Genomic DNA, 23,676 nt, shown 5'->3' on the forward strand with positions numbered 1-23,676 from the left:
CCATCAGCTTGTCAAGGATCGTGTCGTAGTGGAACGCGCGGCCGTGAAGTACAGCAGTCCACCCCTCGGCCCCGGAACTCCTATCCGCCGCAGGTTTCACCACCACGCTCTGCATCACCTGGGTACGCTGGGTGGTCAGAGCGAGATCAGGGGAGTAGTGGGGCGGGGATGAGGAAGAGCACGCAGGCGATGCCGCTGGAGGTTCGGCAGATTCGTGAGGCCCTATTGAGGGAGTTCACTGACCGGATTTCCATGGACGACTTCGAGAAGAAGGATCCTACGGAGCGGGAAACCGCTCTCTTATCCCGGGCCGTATCGGCGAGGGCAGCTCGCATTCTGACCGACTGCACCTCAGACGAGGCAGCCGCTGGGGTAATCGATGGCAGAGCCGACTTCGGCATCGACTCCGTGGCCTTCTCCGCTTCCGGGACGGAACTCTGGCTAATCCAGGCTAAATGGAAGAACTCGGGGACAGCAGGCTTCGACACTGAGGCGGCACTCAAGCTAATCCACGGCCTCAAGAAGCTCGATAACCGGGATTTCGACCACTTCAATGAACGCCTGCGACTACTCGGAGACCGGGTGCATGGCGTCCTCAAACTTCCCACCTGCAAAGTGCACCTAGTCGTCGCACTGATGGGGGGCGGACAGCTTTCACCGGAGACACGCAACATCCTGGATGAGGCAGCCCGTGAATTCGGGGGACTCGGCCGCACTGTCGAATACCGAGTGGTGGACCAGGCTGCCTTCCACCGGGCCATTCGGGAAGAGCTGGAGCCAGAGCCCATCAGCCTGACCGCGAAGATGACCGAGGGCTGGCACGACCGCGAGACCCCTTACAAGGCCATCGTTGGTGAGGTGAGCGCCGCAGAGCTCGCCCGGTGGTACGCGGACAACGGCGAGCGCCTCTACGACCGTAACGTCCGCAAGTCGCTCGGGCTCACGGGAGTCAACAAGACTTTGGTCGACAGCATGTTGGAGGACCCTGACGGCTTCCTCTACCGCCACAACGGCATCACGGTGCAGTGCGACGCCATCGAACGGGAATTCTTTGCGAAGCGGGCGACCGGAGCACCCATCTCCCTGACTCTCCGCAACGCGAGCGTCGTAAACGGTGCACAGACCGTCACCTCAGCCAACCGAGCCTTCGAGAAGGACCCGGACGCAGTGGCAGAAGCCTACGTCTCCGTGCGGATTGTCTCCGTAGAGGGGACGCCTGAGGGGTTCGCACAAAGTGTCACCAAAGCCACCAACACCCAGAACCACATGGAGCGCCGGGACTTTATCGCAATTGATCCGGTACAGAGCGAGATCCAGAAGGACTTCAAGCTCTCACTCGACAAGGAGTACGTCTTCCGGCGCGGTGAAATGGACCCGGCTCCCGAGTCTGGCTGCTCGGTTACCGAGGCGGCCACCGCTCTCGCCTGTGCGTATCAGGACCTCACCTTCGCGGTCCGGATAAAGGGGTCGACCGAGGCTCTGTGGAAGGAAGGCGCTGATGGCGCCTATACCCGCCTATTCGGGCAACAGGCAAGCGCCTACCAGATCTGGCGTTCCGTACAGGTCCTGCGAGAAATCCGGGACGAGCTCACGAAGCTCCGGTCGGCGCTATCAGGAAGGGCGGCGTCCATCGCGGACAGTGGGGCGCTACTGGCGGCCCATGTGGTGTTCCAGCGAATCGGCAGCGAGGTGATTGAAGAACCCGACAGCGATTGGGACACGATTCTGCAGGGCGTGCCTGACCAGGTACAACGCGTCCTGGCCGGCCTGATCGGCATGGTTGACAAACTCTTCACCAACAAGAGCTACATCACGAGTACTTTTGCCAGCGAGGAGAAGTCCAGACAGCTTGTCCAGGCGGTCTTGCTGACGCTCGACGCAGGGAGCGATGCCCCTGACCTCTCGGCGTTTGTGATGGCAGCCAGCAAGAAGCGTGCGAAGCGGCCCCCAACCATTCATCTCCTCGTGGACCACGACCTCATCCCCGAGGGCACGCCGCTGACCTACGCGCCCAGTGACACCGAAGAGCGGGCCATCGGCGCCTGGCTCGACCAGGACCCGCGTCGACGGCGGGGCACCTGGCTCAACGACCGCAAAGCGCCGATCCTCTGGGAGGCTGATGGCCGACGCTACTCGCCGAGTGGGCTGGTGAATCGCATCTGGCAACAAGCCGAATGGCGGGAACAGTGGAGTGCGGTCCAGGGACCCAAGCAGTGGAAGATACCCGGGGAGGGGACACTGGTGGAGATTGCGGAACGGTTGTGGCGGCGGCTGGACACCGAGCAGGAGCCGACAGAACATGACCAGCCCTAAGTTCGAGCGCCCCCGGGGCGAGACCGTCTGGGCCAAGAGCGCTCGCCCCAGACGCTCTTGCCCGTGGGGCAGGAGCCATCTCCCTTGCACGTCCACGCCCTCTGCGTCGGCAGCTTGAGGAGGATTTGAGAGCCCTCATCGCGGCCGTCCGTCCCGATATCTATGGCGTCTTCAGGGCATGGCGCGGCGTGGCCCGCGTCCCGGTCTCAGTTCTGGTCTCATTCACCGCCGTCCACCAGGGTTCACACCCCAGCCCAGGTCTGGATATTTCCTCAGGTCAGGACGTTCCCGCCCACCCCCGAACACCCAAGCGAACATTTGGAAAGCGTGTTGGGGGCAACCCCTCACGAGTTCGAATCTCGTATCCTCCGCCATTGCTCTCACCGGGCAATAGTCGAAGGCCCGCCGTCGCTAGCGATGGCGGGCCTTCGACGTGTGTGGTTGCGGTTTTGGTTGCAGCCGAGTGTGGGCGAACGTCGACCGGAAGCCGGTGGAGGTGGTCGGCCGCAACGCTCAGAGCGTTCCGGACGTCATGCCGCACCGTCCGGTTCGCGCTGGTAGATGTCGGGGACGCCGTCCAGGTCGTCGTCACGGTTCTCCTCCTCGAACAGCCGTCGGTAGATGCGGTCGCGCCGCTTGACCAGCAACACGGCGAGGAGGGCGGCGATCACGGAGCCGGCCAGGACCGCGGCTTTGATGTGCTCGGCCTGTGCCGGGTCCGGGAAGGCGAGTTCACCGATCAGCAGGGAGACGGTGAACCCGATACCTGCCAGCGCGGCGAGGGCGAACACATCCGCCCAGGCGAGGTCGGGGTTGAGCCGTGCCCGGGTGAAGCGCACGGCGAGATACGTGCCGGCGAAGATGCCCACGATTTTGCCGATGACCAGGCCCGCGATCACGCCCAGCGGTTCGGGGCGGGTGAACACCTCCCCCATCGAGGAGACGGACACGCTGACTCCGGCGGCGAAGAGGGCGAACAAGGGGACGGCGACGCCGGCGGAGAAGGGCCGCAGCAGGTGCTCGGTGCGCGCCCCCGGTGAGGTCTGCTCGGGCTTGCGCCCTCCGGTGTCGTCGTCGGGAGTGGCGCGCAGGATCAGTCCCATCGCCACCCCGGCAACGGTCGCGTGGACGCCTCCGTTGTACATCAGCGCCCAGATGGCGATGCCCAGCGGCACGTACCACCACCAGCCACGCACCCGCAGGCGTTGCAGTGCGTAGAACAGGACCAGCCCTCCCACGGCCCCGCCCAGCGCGAGCAGGTTGAGATCGCTGGTGAAGAACAGCGCGATGACGAGAATCGCGCCGAGGTCGTCGACCACCGCGAGTGTCAGCAGGAAAGCCCGCATGGCGGACGGGAGGTGGGTACTGAGGACGGCGAGGACCGCCAGTGCGAACGCGATGTCCGTGGCCATGGGTACCGCCCAGCCGGACAGCGATCCGCCTCCGGTACGGGCGACCGCGACGTACAGGAGGGCGGGCACCGCCATCCCGCACACCGCGGCCACCACCGGCAGCGCCGCCGCGGCGGGGGTGCGCAGCTCCCCGGCCACCAGCTCACGCTTCAGCTCGATACCCGCGACGAGGAAGAAGACGGTCAGCAGCCCGTCGGCGGCCCAGTGCCCCACCGACAGATCCAGCCCCAGCGCACCGATTCCGAAGTGCGTGTCGCGCACCGAGGAGTAGCTCTCGCTCCAGGGGGAGTTGGCCCAGATGAGCGCGGCCAGCGCCGCTGCCAGCAGCACCAGCCCGCCGACTGTCTCGGTGCGCAGCGCTCGCGCCACGGCCGTCCGCTCACGCCACGAGGGCACCGCCAGAAACGGTGAGCGCTCTTCGGAGTCACGGCGCATGCAGAGGGTCCTTCGAGGAGGTCGACTGCGGGTGGACACAGTTATCCGTGTCGCCGACCAGGCTTCCCGGCACTCCAGCGCGTTTCTTGACGCGTTGCTGACAGGCTATCCGCGCCCGCTGGTCAACGCACCTCTGCAGCGCCCGGGCCCACGGCGCACCGCACGACGGAGACCAGCACAGGAGCCGGGGCGGCTCGGGGGCGACAGACAGGCGCGGTCGGCCCCTTGGCAGGGGACCGACCGCGCCCTGGGACGGGAAGGGATCAGGATTCGGAGGGGGCCGGAGCCTTCTCCGCCGCCGGGTCCTGGACTTCACCGCTGTCGTGCCGGCGTACGTACGCCAGGAACGTCTCAAGTTCCCGCTTGACGACCGGGGCCAGGAAGTAGAGGCCGATGATGTTGATGACAGCCAGCGTGAACAGGACGGCGTCCGCCATGTCGATCAGGGTCTGGAGGGTGAGCAGCGAGCCGGCGACGGCGAACAGGGTGTAGATCACCTTGTACGTGATCTCGCTGGCCCTGCTGCGGCCGAAGAGGTACGACCACGCCTTGAGACCGTAATAGCCCCAGGTCAGGACGGTGGAGATCGCGAACAGCATCACCGCGACGGTGAGGATGTACGGGAACCAGGGCAGCACGGTCTCGAAGGCGTCGGACGTGATCGTCACGCCGCCGATCTCCTCGCCGGTGCGGGCCTCGGCCCAGCTCGCGGGGTTGGCGATCACGATCGTGAGGGCCGTCATCGTACAAATGATCACGGTGTCGATGAACGGCTCCAGCAGGGCCACCAGGCCTTCGCTGGCGGGGTGCTTCGTCTTGACGGCCGAGTGCGCGATCGGTGCCGAACCCAGACCGGCCTCGTTGGAGAACGCCGCACGCTTGAAGCCGATGATGAGCGCGCCGAGCACGCCGCCCGCGACTCCCTCGGGGTTGAACGCACCCTCGACGATGGTGGCGACGGCCGAGGGCACCTCACCGACGTGGACGAGGATGACGGCGAGGCAGGCGGCGATGTAGACGGCGGCCATGGCGGGGACCAGGCGGCTGGTGACCGAGGCGATCGAGCGGATGCCGCCGAGCAGGACGATTCCGACGAGTGCGGCCACCAGGATGCCGAAGAACAGCGCGCCGGCCGAGGAGCCCATGGCGCCGTCCTCGCCTCCGGTGACCGATACGAGCTGCGCGTAGCTCTGGTTGACCTGGAACAGGTTGCCGCCGAAGAGGCCGAAGAAGAGGATCATCGCCGAGGCGAGCACCGCGAGGACCTTTCCGAACCGCGCACCGGTGCTGCCGAACCGTTCCGCGAAGCCCTTGGGCAGGTAGTGCATGGGTCCGCCGGAGACGGTGCCGTCGGCGTGCACCTCCCGGTACTTCACGCCGAGGGTGACCTCGACGAACTTGCTGGCCATGCCGAGCAGCCCGCACAGAATCATCCAGAACGTCGCGCCGGGGCCACCGATGCTGACCGCGACCGCGACGCCGGCTATGTTCCCCAGGCCCACCGTGCCGGAGACGGCCGCCGTGAGTGCCTGGAAGTGGTTCACCTCACCGGCCGCGGATTTGTCGTCGTACTTGCCGCGCACCACATCGACGGCCAGCCGGAACCGGCGGAACTGGATCAACCCGAACCAGCCGGTGAAGACGAGACCCGCGACCACCAGCCAGGCCACGATCAGCGGCAGATCCGTGCCCCCTACGGGAACGGCGTAGAACACCACCTCCCCGAGCCAGGAGGCGATCGGTTCAAAGAATCCGCTGACGGATTCGTCGACCGACTCGGTGAATGAGTCAAGTGACATCTGACTACCTCGGGAGCGCAGGCCGACGCGCAAGCACACGTCGGGTGGGGGCAGGCAAGGGCGAGACAGCCATGTCCAAGACCGTCGGGGGCGACCCGGTCCGCGGACCCGGACCGGGCTCACCCCGGTGGTACGTACCGGTGCGCACCGGTGAAACCGCCACCGGAAAGAGAGGCTCCGGAAACGGATTTACGCAGTCCTACCACGCCCTTTACGCACCGTTGAGTGATGCGCGTCACAAGACCGGGCCCATCCACCGGGCCCACGGGCCCACTGAGCGCGATCGTTACACGGATCTGAGCCCCAGTTGAGACAAGGGCCCCGCGTCGAGCGGGTCACCGGCTTCCCCGCGAGTTCGCCGCTGAGCCTGCGGGACGGAACGTCCCGGATGGGGGCGGGATCAGGTCGATGTCGACCTTGTCGTGGTCGGCGGCGCAGTCGGCGGCGCAGTCGGCGGCGCAGTCGAACTGGCCGAAGAGCCGGGCGAAGTCGAGGGTGCGCAGCAGGGTGAACAGTCCCCCGGGCTGCCTCGACTGCCTTGGCGGGCTCGCTGAGGAGACTGGAGGCCGCGCACGTGCGCTGGTGGGCGTTCGACGGCCCGGACGAAATCGACAACGGGCTCTGTCTCTGCGCGCTGCACCACAAGCTGTTCGACCAGGACACCCCCTAGCCGCAGGCCGGGCACAGCCCCCGGTACGTGACCTCCGCCGTCGACACCGTGAAGCCGAACCGTTCTTCCGGCGGGAGCGCGGACAGGGGGTCGCCGGTCGGGTGGACGTCGCGGATCGTGCCGCAGTCGGAGCAGATCAGGTGCTGGTGGGGGCGGTGGGCGTTGGGGTCGTACCGTTTGGCGCGGCCCTCGGTGGAGACCTCGATCACCTCGCCGATGGAGACCAGTTCGCCCAGGGTGTTGTAGACGGTCGCCCGGGAGATCTCGGGCAGCCGCCACGCCGCGAGCGCGTGCACCTCGTCGGCCGTGAGATGGACGTGGTCGCCGTCGAGCACCTGCGCGACGACCCGGCGCTGGGAGGTCATCCGCCAGCCGCGCCCTCGTAGTCTCTCCAGCAGGTCGCTCATGTCGGTTCACCTGTTCGCGTTCGCGAGAATCCGAAAGTGGATTCCGAAAGTACCGGCGGACATCCGCCGGACGTCCGGATTATTACTGGATGTACGTTTAGCTCGCTTCTTGACTTGGACTCCGTCCATCGTAGGATCGGTTCCGGCGAATAGCCAAGGAACGTCGCGTGTGGGGCCGTGTGGGGCTCCCCACTCGCTTACGCGGCAGAGCCCGTACGCCACGTCAAGCCTGGTCGGCGGGGGCACCGCCCGACCGCGTCCGACAGCCACTGCCTCTCCAGAGCACCTCTGATCCGCCTGGTCCGGAAGGATTTCAATGTCTGACAACCATGATGCAATCGTCGTAGACGCGAAGTCGGAGGAGGCGGGCGGTGGCTGCCCGGTCGCGCACGGGCGGGCCCCCCATCCGACCCAGGGCGGCGGAAACCGCGAGTGGTGGCCCGAGCGGCTGAACCTGAAAATCCTCGCGAAGAACCCCGCCGTGGCCAACCCGCTCGGCGAGGGCTTCGACTACGCCGAGGCGTTCAAGTCCCTCGACCTGCCCGCCGTGAAGCAGGACATCGCCGAGGTCCTGACCACCTCGCAGGACTGGTGGCCGGCGGACTTCGGTCACTACGGCCCCTTCATCATCCGGATGGCCTGGCACAGCGCCGGCACCTACCGGATCAGTGACGGCCGCGGCGGCGCCGGCGCCGGGCAGCAGCGCTTCGCGCCGCTCAACAGCTGGCCGGACAACGGCAACCTCGACAAGGCCCGCCGGCTGCTCTGGCCGGTCAAGAAGAAGTACGGCCAGAGCCTGTCGTGGGCCGACCTGATGATCCTCGCCGGAAACGTCGCCCTGGAGACGATGGGCTTCGAGACCTTCGGCTTCGCCGGCGGTCGCGCCGACGTCTGGGAGCCGGAGGAGGACGTCTACTGGGGTCCCGAGACCACCTGGCTCGACGACAAGCGCTACAGCGGTGACCGGAATCTGGAGAGCCCCCTCGGTGCGGTCCAGATGGGCCTCATCTACGTCAACCCGGAGGGCCCGAACGGCAGCCCGGACCCGCTCGCCTCGGCCCGCGACATCCGTGAGACGTTCCGCAGGATGGCGATGAACGACGAGGAGACGGTCGCGCTCATCGCGGGCGGCCACACCTTCGGCAAGACCCACGGCGCGGGCCCGGCGGAGAGCGTCGGCGCCGACCCGGAGGCCTCCGCGATCGAGGACCAGGGCTTCGGCTGGAAGAACAGCCACGGCACCGGCAAGGGTGGCGACACCATCACCAGTGGTCTTGAGGGTATTTGGACGAACACCCCGATCACCTGGGACAACAGCTTCCTGGAGATCCTCTACGGCTACGAGTGGGAGCTGTTCAAGAGCCCCGCGGGCGCCAACCAGTGGCGGCCGAAGGACAACGGCGGCGCCGGCTCCGTCCCCGACGCCCACGACGCGTCGAAGAGCCACGCCCCGACGATGCTCACGACCGACCTCGCGCTGCGCGTCGACCCGGCGTACGAGCAGATCTCGCGGCGCTTCCTGGAGAACCCCGCGGAGTTCGCGGACGCCTTCGCCCGCGCGTGGTTCAAGCTGACCCACCGTGACATGGGCCCCGTCGTGCGCTACCTCGGCCCGGAGGTCCCGGCCGAGACGCTGGTGTGGCAGGACCCGCTGCCCGCGGTCACCCACCAGCTCGTGGACGCCGAGGACATCGCCTCTCTCAAGGAGCAGGTCCTCGCCGCGGGCGTGCCGGTCTCCGAGCTCGTCTCCACCGCGTGGGCGTCCGCCTCGTCCTTCCGCGGCAGCGACAAGCGCGGCGGCGCCAACGGCGCCCGTATCCGTCTCCAGCCGCAGATCGGTTGGGAGGCCAACGACCCCGACCGGCTCGGGACGGTGCTCCGTACCCTCGAAGGTGTCCAGGAGAGCTTCAACTCCGCGCAGGACGCCAAGGGCGGCGACAAGCGGATCTCGCTCGCCGACCTGATCGTGCTCGCGGGAGCCGCGGCCGTCGAACAGGCCGCCGGGACCGCCGGCTTCGAGGTCGAGGTGCCCTTCACGCCGGGCCGCGCGGACGCGTCGCAGGAGCAGACCGACGTGGAGTCGTTCGCGGCGCTGGAGCCGTTCGCCGACGGCTTCCGCAACTACCTCGGGAAGGGCCACCGGCTGCCCGCCGAGTACCTCCTGCTCGACCGGGCGAACCTGCTGACCCTGAGCGCCCCCGAGATGACGGTCCTCGTCGGCGGTCTGCGTGTCCTGGGCGCGACCTACCAGCAGTCGTCGCTGGGCGTACTGACGGCGACCCCCGGGTCCCTGACCAACGACTTCTTCGTCAACCTGCTCGACCTGGGCACGACGTGGAAGTCGACGTCCGAGGACGAGAACACCTTCGAGGGCCGCGACACCGCCACCGGCGAGGTCAAGTGGACGGGCAGCCGCGCCGACCTGGTCTTCGGGTCGAACTCGGAGCTGCGCGCGCTCGCGGAGGTCTACGCGGGCGACGACGCGAAGGAGAAGTTCGTGAAGGACTTCGTCGCGGCGTGGACGAAGGTCTCGAACCTCGACCGGTTCGACCTCGTCTGAGCGGCCGGGTCTCAGGACGGTTGAGCGCCTGAGCCGACTGTTTCGGCCGGGTCGCCCGTACTCACGGGCGACCCGGCCGTCTCGCGTTCTACGGGGCGTACGTCGGCGGCGCCGTCAGCTGCCGTCATGACCGAGGCGGAAAAGACCGTACGAGCACCGGGACCAGTCACCGAACTGCTCGATGTGAACGCCTTCTTGGACCCGCATCATGGTCACCAACGCACCCGGGCAAACAGCCAGGTCCCGGGCCCGACGGCGGGAACCGGTCACAGGGGCCCGTGAATCGGTCGAATGCAGGGGGATGTCGGGATACGGCGCACCTCGCGCCTTCCGTGGCCGATGCTCCCCAGGGACGATGGTGTTCGGCGTACTGCCCGTGATCCCGGGAGGACGAATGGGCAAGCAGGTCAAGTGCGGATCGACCAAGACCACGACCGGCAAGCCGTGCCAGAAGCCGGCGATGATCGGCTATTCACGCTGTCAGACGCACAGGGGCGAATGGACTCCGCGGCAGAAGCGGAAGACCAAGAAACGCTGACGACGTCGGTCAGCTGCCGTACGTGTTCTTCCAGCGTCTGCGGTGGGTGTGGTCGCCCTGGCCCGTGCCGTTCAGGGGGAGCAGTTCGGGCAGTGGGGTGCCCGTGTTCCACAGGCCCAGGAGGTCGCGGTGGACGGCGAGGATGCCGTGCTGGACCGCGAGTGACAGTGCGGGCCTGCTGAACGGGCAGGTGGCCGCGAACACCGCGACGTCCGCCTTGTGGTGGAGCCAGGCCGTGCCGACGAACTTCTGCATGTCGCCGCTGGGGACGTAGCGGTGCGGGGCGTAGTGCTTGCACTGGACGACCAGTCGCCGGCCGTCGGGCAGCGTCCCGGTCACGTCCGCGCCCAGGTCGCCCGACCGGCCGCTGACCTCGACGTCCGTGCAGCCGTCGCGTCGGCACAGGTCGGCGACGTACCGCTCGAACTCCTGCCAGCTCATGGCGTCCACCTCGGCGAGCGACCGTTGGCAGGCCCCGATCGCGTCCGCCTCGCGCCACCGGCGGTCCCGGCCGCGTATCAGCCGGTCCGTACGCCACAGCCACCAGAGCGCGCCGCCCATCGCACCGGTCACGGCGGTCCCGACGACGTACGGCCAGATCTCGGCCCAGAAGGTCGCCAGCAGGAGCAGCGCCAGGACGCCACCGCTCAACAGGGCGCCCCGCCGCGACTCGTACCGTCTGCGTGCGGCCGACGGCCGCCTGCGGCGGCGCTTCCTCGTCATGCGTCCCCGAGCGTCATGTGTCCCCCAACTCCGGCCGTGGTGGCCGTATCCCCCTGGCCCGGAGAGTCTGGCCGGGGGGATGCGCGCGGCGAAAGAGGCCACTCTCGGCCAACGGGGCGTCAAGCGCGCGGCTCGAAGTGACTCGATCGTCCGGGCGAGGCTCTGCGCGCCGTGGCCCTGTGCGATCTGGCTCTCGAAGAGGGTCTGGAGAGGGGCCAGCAGCTCCACGCCGAGGCCTGGGCCTTGGTGGCGGTCAGCATGTTGGCGAGACCCACCGCGTTGATGTCGAGGTTGGACGTCTCCGTGGCGTAGTCGCCCTCGGCGACCCCAGAGCCGTCGCACTGGCGCTGGAGGGCTTGGCGGGAGCACGGGCCGCGGCCGGCCGGTACGGCCAGTCCGCGACGCTGCTGCCGCCCGCCGAGCGCCGGGACGTGGACCGGATATCGGCCGTGGCGCGCGACGCGCTCGGGGATGCGGTCTTCGACGCGTCGTTCGACCGGGGAGCGCTGCTGGACATGGACGGGGGCGCGGGCACTGGGCGCCGAGTGCCAGGACCAGGACTAGAACGAGGACGAGGACGAGGACGTGACCGTGGTCGAGTCGTGGGCGTTCGTGGACGGGCACTGGCACGGGGACGGATGCGGGGACGGGGCCCTTCCCGTGGCTCCCGACGACGCGATCGCGGTACTCCGGCGCAGGGTCGCGCACGGGACGTTCGAGTCGTGGCTGGCCGGGTCGTCCGGTCGGCTGCTCGCCGTCGTGACCAATGCCGAGCGCGCGATGGTGATGCTCCTGAACGGTGCGGGAGACCCGGGCGAGCACGCCACCGACCCGGGGCCGAGGGCTGGAGCGACGGATTCGTCCTGGCGAACGGGCAGAGCGACGAGTATCCGGACGAGGACACCGTGCCTCTCGAAGAGGCGCTTCGAATCGTCCGCCATGTTCTCGCGACGGGCGGACCGCCAGCCGACGCGGCGTGGACGGTCGACCGCTGAGTGCCGAACCGCGATCGGCGGACAACGGCCTTCAGGACAGCACCCTTGAGGACAGCGGCCGTGACGACAGCGGCTCTCAGGACAGCAGGCGCCGCTCCTTCGCCAGTGCCACCGCCCCCGAGCGGGTGTCGACCCCCAACTTGACGTAGATACGACCCAGATGGGTCTTCACCGTCGCCTCGCTGATGAAGAGCGCACGGGCGATGTCGCGGTTTCCGAGTCCGCGTGCCAGTTGCCGGAGTATTTCCAGCTCCCGCTCCGACAAGGCGGGGCGCGGGCTCCGCAGTTGGGCCAGGACCCGGTCCGCGACCGGCGCCGAGATGTCTGGTGGCCGTCACGCCGTCCATGCCGTCGCCGAGCTGGAGGTCCATCAGTACGACGTCGGACCGTACGCGCGCCGCCACCGCCAGCGCCTCCTCGCCACTGCCCGCCTCACCGACCACCTCGATGCCGTCGGTGCTGGACAGCAGCGCGCGCAGACCGGCGCGTACGACCACGTGGTCGTCGCACAGCAGGATCCGTACGGGAGTTGTGGGCTCCGGCGACTCCGCGCCCGTACTCATGAGGTGCCCCTTCCCGATGTGTCGAGCGCGGGGGCGGGAGCGGGAACGGCAGCGAGAGGTACGGCCGCCGTTACGACCGTGCCCTCGCCCGGCTCGGACTCCACCGTGAGCGTGCCGCCCAACTGCCGTGCCCGGACCCGCATCGCGGGCAGCCCGTGCCCGCGCCCGGGGCGCCCCTTCGCGCCGGCGGTCGCGCCGTCCGCCGGCGCCGCGACCGCGAAACCGCGGCCGTCGTCCGCGATGTCCAGGGAGATCTGATCGTCCAGGCAGGTCAGGGTCAGCGCGGCCCGTGTCGCGCCCGCGTGCTCGCGCACGTTGGCCAGCGCGCCCTGCGCGATGCGCAGCAGCGCCGCCTCGACCCGTTCCGGCAGCGGGCCCGGCGCGCCGTCCAGGTGGAGGACCACCGTCAGCCCCGCACCGCTCTCTCGTTCGGCGAGCGCGGCGAGTGCCGGGGCGAGCGTCCGTTCGGCGAGGTCGGCCGGGGCGAGGTCGTGGACGAACCGGCGTGCCTCGGTGAGGCTGCGGGACGCGATCCCGGCCGCGTCCCGCATGTGTCCGCGCGCCGCGTCCGGGTCGGTGTGCCAGGCTGCGGCAACCTGCGCGCGGGCTGGCGGTCATCGGCCATCTGGAGCCGGGGCACTACTACGGGATCGACATCTCCCCCGACATACTCGCCGCCGCCCAGGACACCCTCGTCCGCCAAGGGCTCCAGGACCGCCTCCCCACCCTCACCCCGGTCCGCGACCTGGAGTTCAGCTTCCTCCCCGACGCCCACTTCGACGTGGTCCACGCGCACAGCGTCTTCTCGCACTCACCGCTGCCGGTGATCGACGAGTGCCTGGCGCACGTCGGCCGGGTGCTGGCGCCGGGCGGCTGGTTCGACTTCACCTTCGACCGCACCGAGGGCAAGGAGCACCAGGTCCTGCGGGAGGACTTCTACTACCGCACGGAGACACTGATCTCCCTGGCCGGGCAGCACGGCCTGACGGCGCGCTTCATGCCGGACTGGGAGGAGCTGCCGCACGGCCAGTCCAAGATCCGCGTCACCCACGGCGGCAGCGGCCTCTGACAGCCCGCTTCCCACACGTCGTCCCACGCCCTCCGCCACCGCGCCGTACGCAGCCGCGCCCTCCGCCACCCTCGCGGGCGCGGACCCGGCCAGCACCGTGCGGAGCAGCAGGCCGAACTCGTCGGGCCACTGCGCGTAGCCGACACGGCCGCCGGGGAACAACACCAGCTCCCTGCCGAGGCGTTCGGCCGGCGCGAGCGCCGGGCGGTGGGCGGTGGGCCGGGGCGAACTCCCGCCGCCCACCGCGCTGAACGCTCCCCTCGCCCCCTACAGCGCGCCGACCGAGCGGAAGAACGCGCGCACATCCGCGACGAACAGCTCGGGCTGCTCCAGCGAGAGGAAGTTGCCACCACGCTCCAGCTCGCTCCAGTGCGTGACGTTGTGCTCCCGCTCCGCGAACCGGCGGACGGCGATGTCGGTCGGCAGCGCGACGGCGACGCCCGTGGGGACGGTGCCGCGCTCCTTCGGCGCCCACGCGGCCCGGTCGTGCGCGGACTCGTAGTAGAGGTTCGCGGAGGACCCGGCCGTGCCGGTGAACCAGTAGACGCTCACGTTGGTCAGCAGCTGGTCCAGGCCGACCGCGTCCTCGGGCAGTTCCGCCTCGGTGTCCGTCCACTCCTTGAACTTCTCCACGATCCAGGCGAGTTGGCCGACGGGCGAGTCGGTCAGCCCGTACGCGAGGGTCTGCGGGCGGGTCGACTGGATGGCGTTGAAGCCCATCTTCTCGTCCCGGAACTCCTGGAGGCGGGCGAGGCGCGCCTGTTCGCCCTCGGTGAGCCCGTCGAAGTCGGCCGGGTCGTCCGAGGGGAAGGTGATGAAGCCGTTGACGTGGACTCCGACCACCCGCTCCGGCGCCCGCCGGCCCATCTCGGTGGCGATCCAGGCGCCTCCTCCGCCGCCCTGGACTCCGTAACGCTCGTATCCGAGGCGGGACATCAGTTCGGTGAACGCGCCCGCGATCCGGCCGTTGTTCCAGCCGGGAGCGCTGAGCGGCCCGGAGAAGCCGACGCCGGGCGTCGACGTGACGACGACATGGAAATCGCTCGTCAGCGGGCCGACGACCTCGGCGAACTGGGTGAAGGAGCCGGGCCAGTCGTGGATCAGCAGCAGCGGCGTGGCGGCGGGGTTCGCCGACCGCACGTGCAGGAAGTGGATGTGCTGGCCGTCGATCTCGGTGCGGAACTGCGGGAACTCGTTGAGCCGCGCCTCGGCCGCACGCCAGTCGAACTCCTCCGCCCAGAGCGCGGCCAGCTTCCTGAGATGACCGACCGGGACACCGCGCGTCCAGCCGGCACCGGGGACCTCGTCGCTCCAGCGGGTACGGCGCAGCCGGTCGCGCAGATCGTCGAGTTCGGCCTGCGGGATCTCGATGCGGAAGGGGCGGACATCGGCACTGGTGCGGCTGCCGCCGCTGTTGTTCTCCATGGACAGAACAGTAGAGTCTCATTAGGAACACTTCGTTCCTGAATACAGGACAGGCTGCCACTCATGCTGGAAACCTCCGCACGACTCCTGCGCCTGCTCTCCCTGCTCCAGACACCGCGCGCCTGGCCGGGCTCGGAGCTGGCCGAACGGCTCGGCGTGAGCGGACGTACGGTGCGCAACGACATCGACCGGCTGCGCGAACTCGGTTATCCCGTCCTCGCGGCGCGCGGCGCCACCGGCGGCTACCGGCTGACCGCCGGCACCGCGATGCCGCCGCTCCTGCTGGCCGACGAGGAGGCGGTGGCCGTCGCGATCGGCCTGCGTACGGTCGCCGAGGGCGCCATCGCGGGCGTGGAGGAGACCTCGCTCCAGGCCCTGGCGAAGCTCCAGCAGGTGCTGCCGTCCCGGCTGCGCAGGCGCGTCGAGGCGCTGCGTACGTACACGGTCCCGGTGCCCGCCGACCGGCCCGGCCCGAAGGTGGACGCGGACCTGCTGACGACACTGACGTCGGTCTGCCGCGACTGCGAGCGGCTGCGCTTCGACTACCGGGACCACAGCGGCGCGTCCACGCGCCGTGTCGCGGAACCGCACCGGGTCGTCAACTGGGGCCAGCGCTGGTACCTGGTGGCCTGGGACGTCGAACGCGACGACTGGCGGACCTTCCGCGTCGACCGGATCGATCCCCGCCTCCCGGCCGGTCCCCGCTTCACCCCCCGCCCGGCGCCGGACGGCGACGTGGCCGCGTACGTCTCCCGCCGGGTCTCGGCGGCGGCCTGGCGCCACCGTGCCCGCGTGACGGTCCACGCGCCGGCGGAGGCGGTCGTCGAGCGGATCAACCCGGCGGTGGGCGTGGTGGAGGCGATCGACGCGACGACGTGCGTCCTGGACACGGGCGCGGACTCGCTGGAGACGCTGGCCGTCCACCTCGGCATGCTGGGCCACGACTTCGACGTCACCGAACCACCCGAACTGATCGCCCACCTGAGGGACCTGGCGGCGCGGTACGGGCGGTCGACGCCCGGATGACCGTGGCAGGTCCGGTAGCGGGGAGGCACGCTGTCGGTGGCCGCGGACCCGTACCGCAACGGCTCCCGATGGGTGAGGATGGCGGACCAGGAGGAGGGGAGCGGGCCGTCGTGCTGTTACGGCAGCTGGAGTACCTGGTCGCGCTCGCCCGCGAGCGGCACTTCGCGCGGGCCGCCGACGCCTGCTTCGTCTCGCAGCCCTCCCTCTCCGCCGCGATACGCAAGCTGGAGCACGAACTCGGCGTGCCCATCGTGCGGCGCGGCCGGCGCTTCGAAGGGCTGACACCCGGGGGCGGGCACGGGCGCGCACTCGTACTCCACGAAGGAGGGCTGAGCCCCGGCGCGGTCCCGTGCCGCGCGATGTGCGAAAGTGCCCGCCATGACGGCGTTCCAGGAGCACATGCGACGGGCGGGTGAGCGGGCGCTGGAGGCGCTTCCGGTGCCGCTCAGGCCCGAGATCTATGTGATCTCCTTCCGGATCTGGCGGCACGACTCGCTGGACTGGCGTCACCCGTACCTCGCGATCGGTTACAACACCGAGAGCGAGGTACGGCGCGTCCTGGCCGCACAGGGCGATTCGGCCTCCGATCCCGGTGAGGTGCGCTGGAGTTACGCGTACTGGCCGCCGGACGAGACGGCGGGCATCGTCGGCCACGGTCCCGAACCGGCGGACGATCCTGTGGGAGCCGCCCTGCACCTCGCCGAGATCAAGGAACTCGGACTCTGGTACGAGGACTTCGACGGGCCCGGCGACGACAGGGCCGACGACGACACGGCGGAAGAGGAGGACGACGAGGAGCAAGAGGCCAGAAACGATCTCCTGATCGCCCACTTCGACGACGCGTGCGTCGATCTGGCCCGGCATCTGCACACGAGCGGCAAGCTCACCGAAGTCCTCGGGCGGGCTGTACCGATCCTGCCGTTCGACATGTACCGGGCCGAAGAGCTGGACCGGCTCGCCGAAGAGGCCAACCCGCCCGAGGTGATCGCGGACTACCACTCCTGGGCGAGGGCGCAGGAAGGGTAGGTGCCCTCGGCTCCACGTCCGCAGGCTCTCCAGGGCGGTGAGCCGGGCGAGGGGCTTGAGATCGTCGAAGCCCGGACAGCCGCCCCGATCAAGGCTGATGAGCCGGGTGAACTCGGCGAGCGGCGCGAGGTCGGTGAGCCCGGCGCAGCGGTCCAGATGGAGTGTGCGCAGGACCGGGGCGAGATGCCGCAGGCCCTCGGGGACGGTCTTGCTCACCTTGAGGTCGGTGCGGTTCTCGCGCGCGTAGGCGGGGGCGAGGAGTTGTTCGGCGAAGCCGTCGGGGTCGGCGACCTTGGGCCAGAGCTTCAGGAGTGCGTGGGTGCTCGGCTGCCCGAGGGCGGCGAAACGCGCGGCGAGCGCGAGGGCCCGGGCTGGGTCGACGGGCGGGGCGTCATCCGCCCGGACGAGGAGTTCCTGTACGGCCTTACGGGCCCGCGGGGCCTTGGCGGTGGCCAGCAGAGCACGCAGCGCGTCGAGTTCGCCCGCGCCCTCGGAGGGGGCGTCCGTCCGGGAGGTGGCCATGGCATCGCAGGACAGGCGCCGGGTCGGACAGCGCCTGCCCGAGGGGTCGAGGCGCCCGACACCGGCTCAGGCGCCGACCTCGAACGACCTCAGCCACAGCTCCAGCGTCAGGACCAGCCACAACTTGCCGCCCTGGCGCGGCAGCAGCGTCCCCTCTCCCCGTAGCCACGACCGGATCGTGTCCTCGCGGAACAGGCCCCGGGCACGCGCGGACCTGCCGAGCAGCAGGTCGTGGCCCAGCTCGCGCAGAGGACCGTCCAGCCACTGCTGGACCGGCACCCGCATCCCGCTCTTGGGCCGGTCCACGATCGTCGGTGGCAGCAGGTCCCGTACCGCCTCCTTGAGGATCCACTTCTCGCTCGTACCGGCGAGCTTCAGCCGTGGCGGCACCCGGAAGGCGTGGTCGACGACCGCGCGGTCGAACAGCGGGGCCCGGCCCTCCAGCCCCTGGGACGCGGTGATGCGCTCCACCTTGGTGAGGATGTGGTGGGCGCCCTTGGTCCGCAGGTTGGTGTGCAGCAACTGGTTGAGCAGGCTGGTCATCCGCCCCCGCGTCAGATACGGCGCCAGCAGATCCGTGACGGGCGGCGCCTGCGACAGTTCGGCGAGCACACCGGGCGTCAGCAGCACCGGCAGGTCCACGTGGCACTTGCGGTACGAGTCCACGTAGGCCCGCGCCCTGGAGTCCACGCCCGCCTCCTCGCGGTGCAGTTCGTGGATCAGCATCGGCAGGTTCTTGGGGCCGCCGAAGACCGGGTCGCCGCCCTCCCCGTTGAGCACCACGCTCATACCGTCCGCCGCGACGGCCCCGGCGAGCATCAGATTGGGCACCGTGAGCGGGTCGCCGACCGGGCTGTCCAGCAGCGCGACGGTCTCCGGCAGCCGCGCCGCGACCGCCTCGCCCGGCACGGTGAGCACCCGGTGCTCGGTGTGGCAGTGGGCGGCGACCAGTCCGGAGTAGGCGAGTTCGTTCGGGGCGTCGCCGCCGAAACTGATCGAGTACGACCTGACGGTCCGGTCGTGCAACTTGGCGGCGAGCGCGGTGACCAGGCTGCTGTCCACACCGCCGGAGAGCAGTACGCCGACCGGTTCGGCGGCGGGCAGCCGCCGCGCGGTGGCGGACTCCAGCAACTCGCGCAGCTCACGCGCGTGTTCGGCGGCCGGGCGCTCGTCGGCCACCTCGGCCGGCTCCCAGTACGTCTCCTCCGCCGAGGAGCCGTCGGGCCTCAGCCGTACGCACCGCCCCGGCAGCACCTCGTGGATCCCGCGCAACAGGGTCTCCCTGCCCGGGAGATACGCGAAGGTGAGGAACGACCGGACCGCCGGGAGATGCAGTCCCGTCTCCAGCGCCGGCCAGCCCCGGAGCGCCCGCAGGGAGGTGGAGGCTGCCCATGCGGCGCGGTCGCCCCTACCGGCGCGGGCGTGGAAGAGGGTGCGGGCGCCCATGTGGTCGCGTACGAGGACGAGTTCGTCGCCCTCGGCGATGGCGAGGGCGAACATGCCGTCGGCGGCGGCCAGTCCGGCGGCGCCGAGCCTGACATAGGCGCGCAGGAGCAGTTCCCCGTCCGAGCAGTCGTGGGGGACGGGGCCGGCTGCCGCCGCTCCGAGCCGAGCGCGGAGTTCGGGCGCGTTGTGGAGCGTGACCTCGCCGATCGCGTACACCTCGCCCACCCGGTACGGCCCCGCAGCGGCGCCGGGCCCGTCGAGCAGACCGAGCGCGTGACGCCCTGCCCGCGTCGGTACGGGACGGCCGCCCATGGCCGCCACCTGCCCCGCCGGATCATCGGCGGTCACAGACGCACACCAGCGGGACATCTCACGCCCCCTCTCTCTTCTCTCGTCATCCGCGACGCACCCTCGCCGGTACGGCTCCCAAGCCCCGGACCCCGGACCCCGGACCCCGGACCTCCGGCTCAGCCGAAGTCGTCGTCGGAGTCGCCGGATCCGTCGCCCCAGTCCCCGTAGCCGGCGTCACCCCCGCCGCCGTCACCGCCTCCGCCCGACGAACTGGCCTCGGCCTGTCGGCGCAGTTCCTCCTCCTCTTCCGGGGAGAGGAAAGCGGGCGGCAAGGTCAGCCCGCCGATGACGGCACCGGCGGTGACCGCGCCCAGGACCGTGCCCAGCCGGCCGCCGAACGACGTCCGATTCACCGTCAGCACCCCGTCGCTCCACAGCGTCCGGCCGTAGCCGGCCTCCCTGCCGTAGATCGGCCGACGCCCGTTGGTGTGGACCCGCTTGACGATCCGCCCGCCCAGCAGCTCGTCGGTGCCCGAACCACCGCGCTCGTCACGCCACTGCACGACCCGGCCCCCGCCGCCGACCGCGCTGCGCCACTCCTGACCGCCGTCCGAGTAGCGCCGGTGGACCGTCCGGTCGGCGAGCAGTTCGTCGGTGTAGGTGATCTCCCGCCTCTGCGGCTGCGGCACTGCGGTTCCTCTCATGCGGTGGGCCAGCTCAGGAAACCCGCCCGGCGCACCTGGCGGAGTTCGGTCAACTGCGAGCGTGGCGTGCGTACTTCCCGTACGAGACGGTGCACCGTACGGATCAGTGACGCCGGGTTCACGGCGGCGACCTCCACGAATCTGCCGCGCCGCAGCCAGTCGCGCTCCCAGCGACCGAGCTCGAACGCGACCCCCCGACCAGGACCCCGGCCGGCACCGGGACCCGGACCGAGGCCGGATCCCGCGGTGGGGAAAGCGGCCGGAACGGCGGCGTACGCCGGGCCCCGGCCGTGCACCAGATGCAGTGCCCCCGCCTGCCTGGGCCGCAGTCCCAGCGGGACGACCCGCACTCCCTCCGGTACGTCGACCGCCCCGGCGAACCGCGCGGGGAAGGTGAGCCCACGCGCACTCGCGTCGTGCAGGAGATAGACCGTCGCCCGCTCGGCCAGCGCGAGCATCCTCAGCATCCCTTCGGCGAGGGGCAGTTCGGATGCGCCGTACACCGGGCACGCCGACTCCATCGGCACCCCGTTGGCCCGCAGCATGGCGGCGATGTCGTCGGACTCGCAGACCAGCAGCCTCGGCAGGCCGTAGTCGAACAGGTCGGGCTCCGGAGTGTGCCGTCCGGCCGCCTGCCGGGGCTTCGGCACGACCGGCGGCAGCAGACCGCCCACCGAGCCGGGACCGTGGCGACGCAGCGCGGCCAGGTACGCCTCGTACGTCAGCGCGGGGGCCGAGGTGAACTGCGCGCGCCGGGGTGCCCGGTGCCACGGCATCAGCACCCGGCACACCTCGTAATACAACTGCCGCTCGGTGAAGCGCAGTTGACCGGGCTCTGCGGCCTTCTCGGCGGCCGTCCGCAGCACGCGGTCGAGGATCGCGTCCCCGACGGGCCTCGTCCGCCCCGCCTGCCCCGAATCCCTCATGACGCCGTCGGCCAGGTGAGGAAGCCGACCTGCTGTGCGCGGCCCCGGTCGGGGTCGGCCAGCCCCTCCGCCCGGTCCACCGCCCGTGCGACCACGGCCAGCAGCTTCGCCGGCGGTACGGCCGCGAGCGGGGACCACCAGCCCCGGGTCAGCCAGTCGGCCTCCGCCGCGGTCAGCGCCGACGACGACGTACGGATGGCGTCCAGGTCCCCAGGGTCCAGCGGCTTCCGCAGCCGTACGGCGTTGTCCTTGTCCATCACCGTGCGCGGCAGCATCCCCGCGACCACCACCCGGCCACCGAGCGCGGCCCTGGCCGCTGAGGCGAAGGCGAGCCCCGCCGGACTGGCGTCGTGCAGGACTATCCCCACAACACCCCCTTCTCCGGGCGGGGTCGGGCCGGTGGATATGTTCCCGAGCTGGTCCAGTGACTGCGCCAGCGCGAGCGAGTGCGTCTTGTGCGCACCGTTCAGCGAGAGGCAGGTCAGCACTGCGCGGTCCGGACAGAGCAGTGCCAGCCTCGGGCCCGGCCCTCCGGAGGCGGGGACCACCGGGTACCGGGCGCTGCCCTCCTGCCTCAGTCCGGCCGGCGGGCCTCCGTAAACGGCTGCCCAGCGGTCGATGATCGCGGTCCGGAACATGTCGAGCGGCATCGGTACCTGCACCGTGCCGGTCCGCTTCGCGCTCCGGGAACCGCCCGCCGTCAGCAGGAGTGCCAGCGCCAGGACCACCACGCCCACCACGACGGCGGGGCGCACCACGTCCGGATCGAAGTCGGAGGCGTCGCTGACCACCAGCAGGATGAAGGACGTCAGGACGACAAGGAAGCTCGCGATGCATCCGTACGCCACAGCCCCGGTGGGTGTGTGGTTGCGCGCGGCGGCGTACCAGAGCTGAGTGGGCGTGTAGCGCAGCCCTTCGCCGTTGCCGAGCTTCTCGATGAGCTTGCGCATCCGGATGTCGTGCAGACGGAGCGCGTTGCCCTTCGGTTCGAGCGCGAAGGTGCGCTTGCAGACCGAGCAGGTCGTGCCCCCTCGCTCCCTGTAGCGAAGGCTCTTCTCACAGTGCGGGCAGATCACGGTGGCCCCCTCCAACTGCCCCGACAAGCGCGTGGTTTCGTTATGTCGACCGGACAGATCCTAGACGACGGAGCTTGATTCACATGGACAATTCCCGTACGAGAATGAAACACGAGGCGAACGCGGAGAACGAGGTTCACGACGTCGCCGAATTCACGGACGCGGCGAGAAATGTCGTCACGCCCGTCCTGCAACTCCCCGAGGACATCGCCCTGGCCGTGGTGAACGCCTTCACCAAGATCGTGCGGGACGCGAAGAGAAGCGAATCGGCGACGATGCCGGACAGCGACGGGATAACGCGTTTCCAGACTTTCGAGGAGGGCGACGTCTATATGCTCGAAGCACCCTTCGACGACTTCTTCGCCGATCGCTATCTGATGGATTTCTACAATGTGGAGGAGCGCGGCGTCTGTTCGCGTATGCATATGCACACCGGGCTGCGATTCGTGCGGATGATGACGGGCCCGGCGACGCGGATCCGGGTGAGCAGTCTCTCGCCGTTCGAGACCACAGGTGTCACCGGAGTAACTCCTTTCACGTTGCATTCCTTCGAGGACACGCTGCCCGACACCCCGCCGGGGGTGGTGCGGACGCGGTACAACCTGGTCGTGCCCCCCTGCTCCTTCGTGGACATGCAGATCCCCCGCGGGGTGAGCCACCAGTTCAACGCCGTGGGCGAGCACGCCGTCATCGATTCCGTCCACCCCGAGGAGTCCGTGGAGACATTCCGCGAAAAGATTTCCGGGTTCAAGATGATGGCGCAGACGGTATTCCTCGCGGACGAACTCCCCGCGTCGGACACCTGCGCGAATCTTCCCGCCTGAGCGAGCGGCGGCTATCCGTCGTTCTCGGAGGTCGTGGAGAGCCGGCGCAGCCACTCCGTCATCAGCGCCACCTCCGCGGTGCTGAGCCCCGACTCCGCCGACCGCCCCAGCAGGACATTCAACTGGGCCGCCGCCGCAGGCAGTTGAGTCCTGGCCGCGGCCCGCGCCGGGCTGTCCGCCATCACTTCCGGGGTGAAGACGGTGGCGTGGACGGAGTCACGGACCCGCCGGGAGGTGTCTCTGTCGGTGAAGGTCGTGGGACGGGCGACGAGCATCAGCGCCACCCCGACATTGGCCGACATGACGACCTGCGCCGCCGCCTCCGGCGCCAGCCGCAACTTGCCGTCCGCCGCCGCCCGCCGCAGGTCCCTGGTGAGGATCTCGTGGGACTCCAGCGCCGCAGCGGGAGGTGTACGCATCGCGGGGGAGTACATCAGCCGGTACAGATTCGGGTTGTCCAGCGCGAACTCCACGTGGCTGTCCCAGCCCTTGCGCAGATCCTCTATCGGATCGTCCTCCGGAGCACGCTGCCGCTTGGTCTCCAGATATCTGTCGAAGCCGTAGTCCACGACGGCGGACAGCAGCCCTTCCTTGTCCCCGAAGTACCGGTAGAGCGCCGGGGCACCCACCTGCGCGGCGTCGCACACGGCCCGGGTGGAGACGTCGCCGTTGGGCGACTCGGCGACCAGCCGCGCCGCGACTTCCAGGATCCGCGCTCGTGTGCTCATCGCGGACGACCGTATCAAGGTCCCCGTAACGCTGTTACGCATGCGGAGCGCTCCTGTTGGCTCGCTGGGTGCCGAACCCGTTCGTGTCGTGGACGGTGCGCCCGGCGCGGGCGAGAGCGGTGGTTTCCGCGGTGTCACTCATGACAGGACTCCTCGTTCGATCGCAGGACGTCGCGGACCTGGTCACTGACGCGGATG

General features: G+C 69.7%; 15 protein-coding genes and 5 pseudogenes. 8 read left to right on the forward strand and 12 right to left on the reverse strand.

The window, feature by feature from the left end; all coding sequences use genetic code 11:
• Positions 1–168: 168 nt before the first annotated feature.
• The gene (locus SSPS47_RS15725; RefSeq protein ID WP_164251653.1) at positions 169–2,313 is read left to right on the forward strand and encodes an AIPR family protein; all 2,145 of its coding nucleotides are present in this window, start codon (positions 169–171) and stop codon (positions 2,311–2,313) included.
• 530 nt (positions 2,314–2,843) lie between these two features.
• On the opposite strand, the gene nhaA is transcribed toward SSPS47_RS15725, so the two are convergent.
• Both nhaA and SSPS47_RS15735 read right to left on the reverse strand, forming a co-directional pair.
• Positions 2,844–4,160 carry a Na+/H+ antiporter NhaA gene (gene nhaA / locus SSPS47_RS15730; RefSeq protein WP_164251654.1) on the reverse strand — a complete coding sequence of 439 codons (1,317 nt, stop codon included), beginning with the start codon at positions 4,158–4,160 and terminating at the stop codon, positions 2,844–2,846.
• 263 nt (positions 4,161–4,423) lie between these two features.
• A complete protein-coding gene (locus tag SSPS47_RS15735) occupies positions 4,424–5,959 on the reverse strand; it encodes an alanine/glycine:cation symporter family protein (RefSeq protein WP_164251655.1) in 1,536 nt (511 codons plus the stop codon).
• Positions 5,960–6,518: 559 nt separating this feature from the next.
• Here SSPS47_RS15735 and SSPS47_RS15740 point away from each other — a divergent pair.
• Positions 6,519–6,617 (forward strand): annotated as a pseudogene (locus SSPS47_RS15740) (HNH endonuclease); the annotation flags it as partial.
• A gap of 8 nt (positions 6,618–6,625) precedes the next feature.
• Here SSPS47_RS15740 and SSPS47_RS15745 read toward each other — a convergent pair.
• Entirely contained in the window at positions 6,626–7,036 is a 411-nt protein-coding gene (locus tag SSPS47_RS15745; protein ID WP_164251656.1) for a Fur family transcriptional regulator, read from the reverse strand.
• 316 nt (positions 7,037–7,352) lie between these two features.
• Between SSPS47_RS15745 and katG the strand changes: the two genes are divergently transcribed.
• Positions 7,353–9,596, forward strand: a complete 2,244-nt coding sequence (gene katG, locus SSPS47_RS15750; protein ID WP_164251657.1) for a catalase/peroxidase HPI — start codon at positions 7,353–7,355, stop codon at positions 9,594–9,596.
• A 547-nt stretch (positions 9,597–10,143) separates the two neighbouring features.
• Here katG and SSPS47_RS15755 read toward each other — a convergent pair.
• The 3 genes and pseudogenes from SSPS47_RS15755 to SSPS47_RS15765 all read right to left on the reverse strand — a co-directional run.
• The gene (locus SSPS47_RS15755) at positions 10,144–10,695 is read right to left on the reverse strand and encodes a restriction endonuclease (protein ID WP_239065275.1); all 552 of its coding nucleotides are present in this window, start codon (positions 10,693–10,695) and stop codon (positions 10,144–10,146) included.
• Positions 10,696–11,928: 1,233 nt separating this feature from the next.
• Positions 11,929–12,415 (reverse strand): annotated as a pseudogene (locus tag SSPS47_RS15760) (response regulator transcription factor).
• A pseudogene (locus SSPS47_RS15765) lies at positions 12,412–12,999 on the reverse strand (ATP-binding protein); the annotation flags it as partial. The pseudogenes SSPS47_RS15760 and SSPS47_RS15765, both read right to left, overlap by 4 nt.
• Between SSPS47_RS15765 and SSPS47_RS15770 the strand changes: the two are divergent.
• A pseudogene (locus tag SSPS47_RS15770) lies at positions 13,000–13,484 on the forward strand (class I SAM-dependent methyltransferase); the annotation flags it as partial. It lies immediately after the preceding pseudogene.
• Positions 13,485–13,751: 267 nt separating this feature from the next.
• Here the strand turns inward: SSPS47_RS15770 and SSPS47_RS15775 are convergent.
• A complete protein-coding gene (locus SSPS47_RS15775) occupies positions 13,752–14,909 on the reverse strand; it encodes an epoxide hydrolase family protein (protein WP_164251659.1) in 1,158 nt (385 codons plus the stop codon).
• 63 nt (positions 14,910–14,972) lie between these two features.
• On the opposite strand from SSPS47_RS15775, the gene SSPS47_RS15780 reads away from it, so the two are divergent.
• The 3 genes and pseudogenes from SSPS47_RS15780 to SSPS47_RS15790 all read left to right on the forward strand — a co-directional run bounded on the left by SSPS47_RS15780 (position 14,973) and on the right by SSPS47_RS15790 (position 16,961).
• Positions 14,973–15,935 (forward strand): YafY family protein, encoded by a 963-nt coding sequence (locus SSPS47_RS15780; RefSeq protein ID WP_164251660.1) that lies wholly within the window; start codon positions 14,973–14,975, stop codon positions 15,933–15,935.
• Positions 15,936–16,045: 110 nt separating this feature from the next.
• Positions 16,046–16,228, forward strand: a pseudogene (locus SSPS47_RS15785) (LysR family transcriptional regulator); the annotation flags it as partial.
• 85 nt (positions 16,229–16,313) lie between these two features.
• Positions 16,314–16,961: a hypothetical protein gene (locus SSPS47_RS15790; RefSeq protein WP_239064924.1), complete on the forward strand. Its 648-nt coding sequence runs from the start codon at positions 16,314–16,316 to the stop codon at positions 16,959–16,961.
• A 588-nt stretch (positions 16,962–17,549) separates the two neighbouring features.
• Here the strand turns inward: SSPS47_RS15790 and SSPS47_RS15795 are convergent.
• The 4 genes from SSPS47_RS15795 to SSPS47_RS15810 form a co-directional block, all read right to left on the reverse strand.
• Positions 17,550–19,277, reverse strand: a complete 1,728-nt coding sequence (locus SSPS47_RS15795) for an asparagine synthase C-terminal domain-containing protein (protein ID WP_239064925.1) — start codon at positions 19,275–19,277, stop codon at positions 17,550–17,552.
• Positions 19,278–19,396: 119 nt separating this feature from the next.
• Positions 19,397–19,909 (reverse strand): hypothetical protein, encoded by a 513-nt coding sequence (locus tag SSPS47_RS15800; RefSeq protein ID WP_239064926.1) that lies wholly within the window; start codon positions 19,907–19,909, stop codon positions 19,397–19,399.
• A gap of 11 nt (positions 19,910–19,920) precedes the next feature.
• Entirely contained in the window at positions 19,921–20,850 is a 930-nt protein-coding gene (locus tag SSPS47_RS15805) for a hypothetical protein (RefSeq protein WP_164251663.1), read from the reverse strand.
• Positions 20,847–21,926 (reverse strand): hypothetical protein, encoded by a 1,080-nt coding sequence (locus SSPS47_RS15810; RefSeq protein ID WP_164251664.1) that lies wholly within the window; start codon positions 21,924–21,926, stop codon positions 20,847–20,849. Before SSPS47_RS15810 ends, SSPS47_RS15805 begins: the two co-directional genes overlap by 4 nt.
• Before the next feature lie 104 nt (positions 21,927–22,030).
• Here SSPS47_RS15810 and SSPS47_RS15815 point away from each other — a divergent pair, with 104 nt between their 5' ends.
• Positions 22,031–22,750: a hypothetical protein gene (locus SSPS47_RS15815; RefSeq protein ID WP_164251665.1), complete on the forward strand. Its 720-nt coding sequence runs from the start codon at positions 22,031–22,033 to the stop codon at positions 22,748–22,750.
• A gap of 11 nt (positions 22,751–22,761) precedes the next feature.
• Here SSPS47_RS15815 and SSPS47_RS15820 read toward each other — a convergent pair whose 3' ends face one another.
• Positions 22,762–23,478: a TetR/AcrR family transcriptional regulator gene (locus SSPS47_RS15820; protein ID WP_164251666.1), complete on the reverse strand. Its 717-nt coding sequence runs from the start codon at positions 23,476–23,478 to the stop codon at positions 22,762–22,764.
• Positions 23,479–23,676: the final 198 nt, after the last annotated feature.

Source organism: Streptomyces sp. S4.7 (genome assembly GCF_010384365.1).
Classification (GTDB): domain Bacteria; phylum Actinomycetota; class Actinomycetes; order Streptomycetales; family Streptomycetaceae; genus Streptomyces.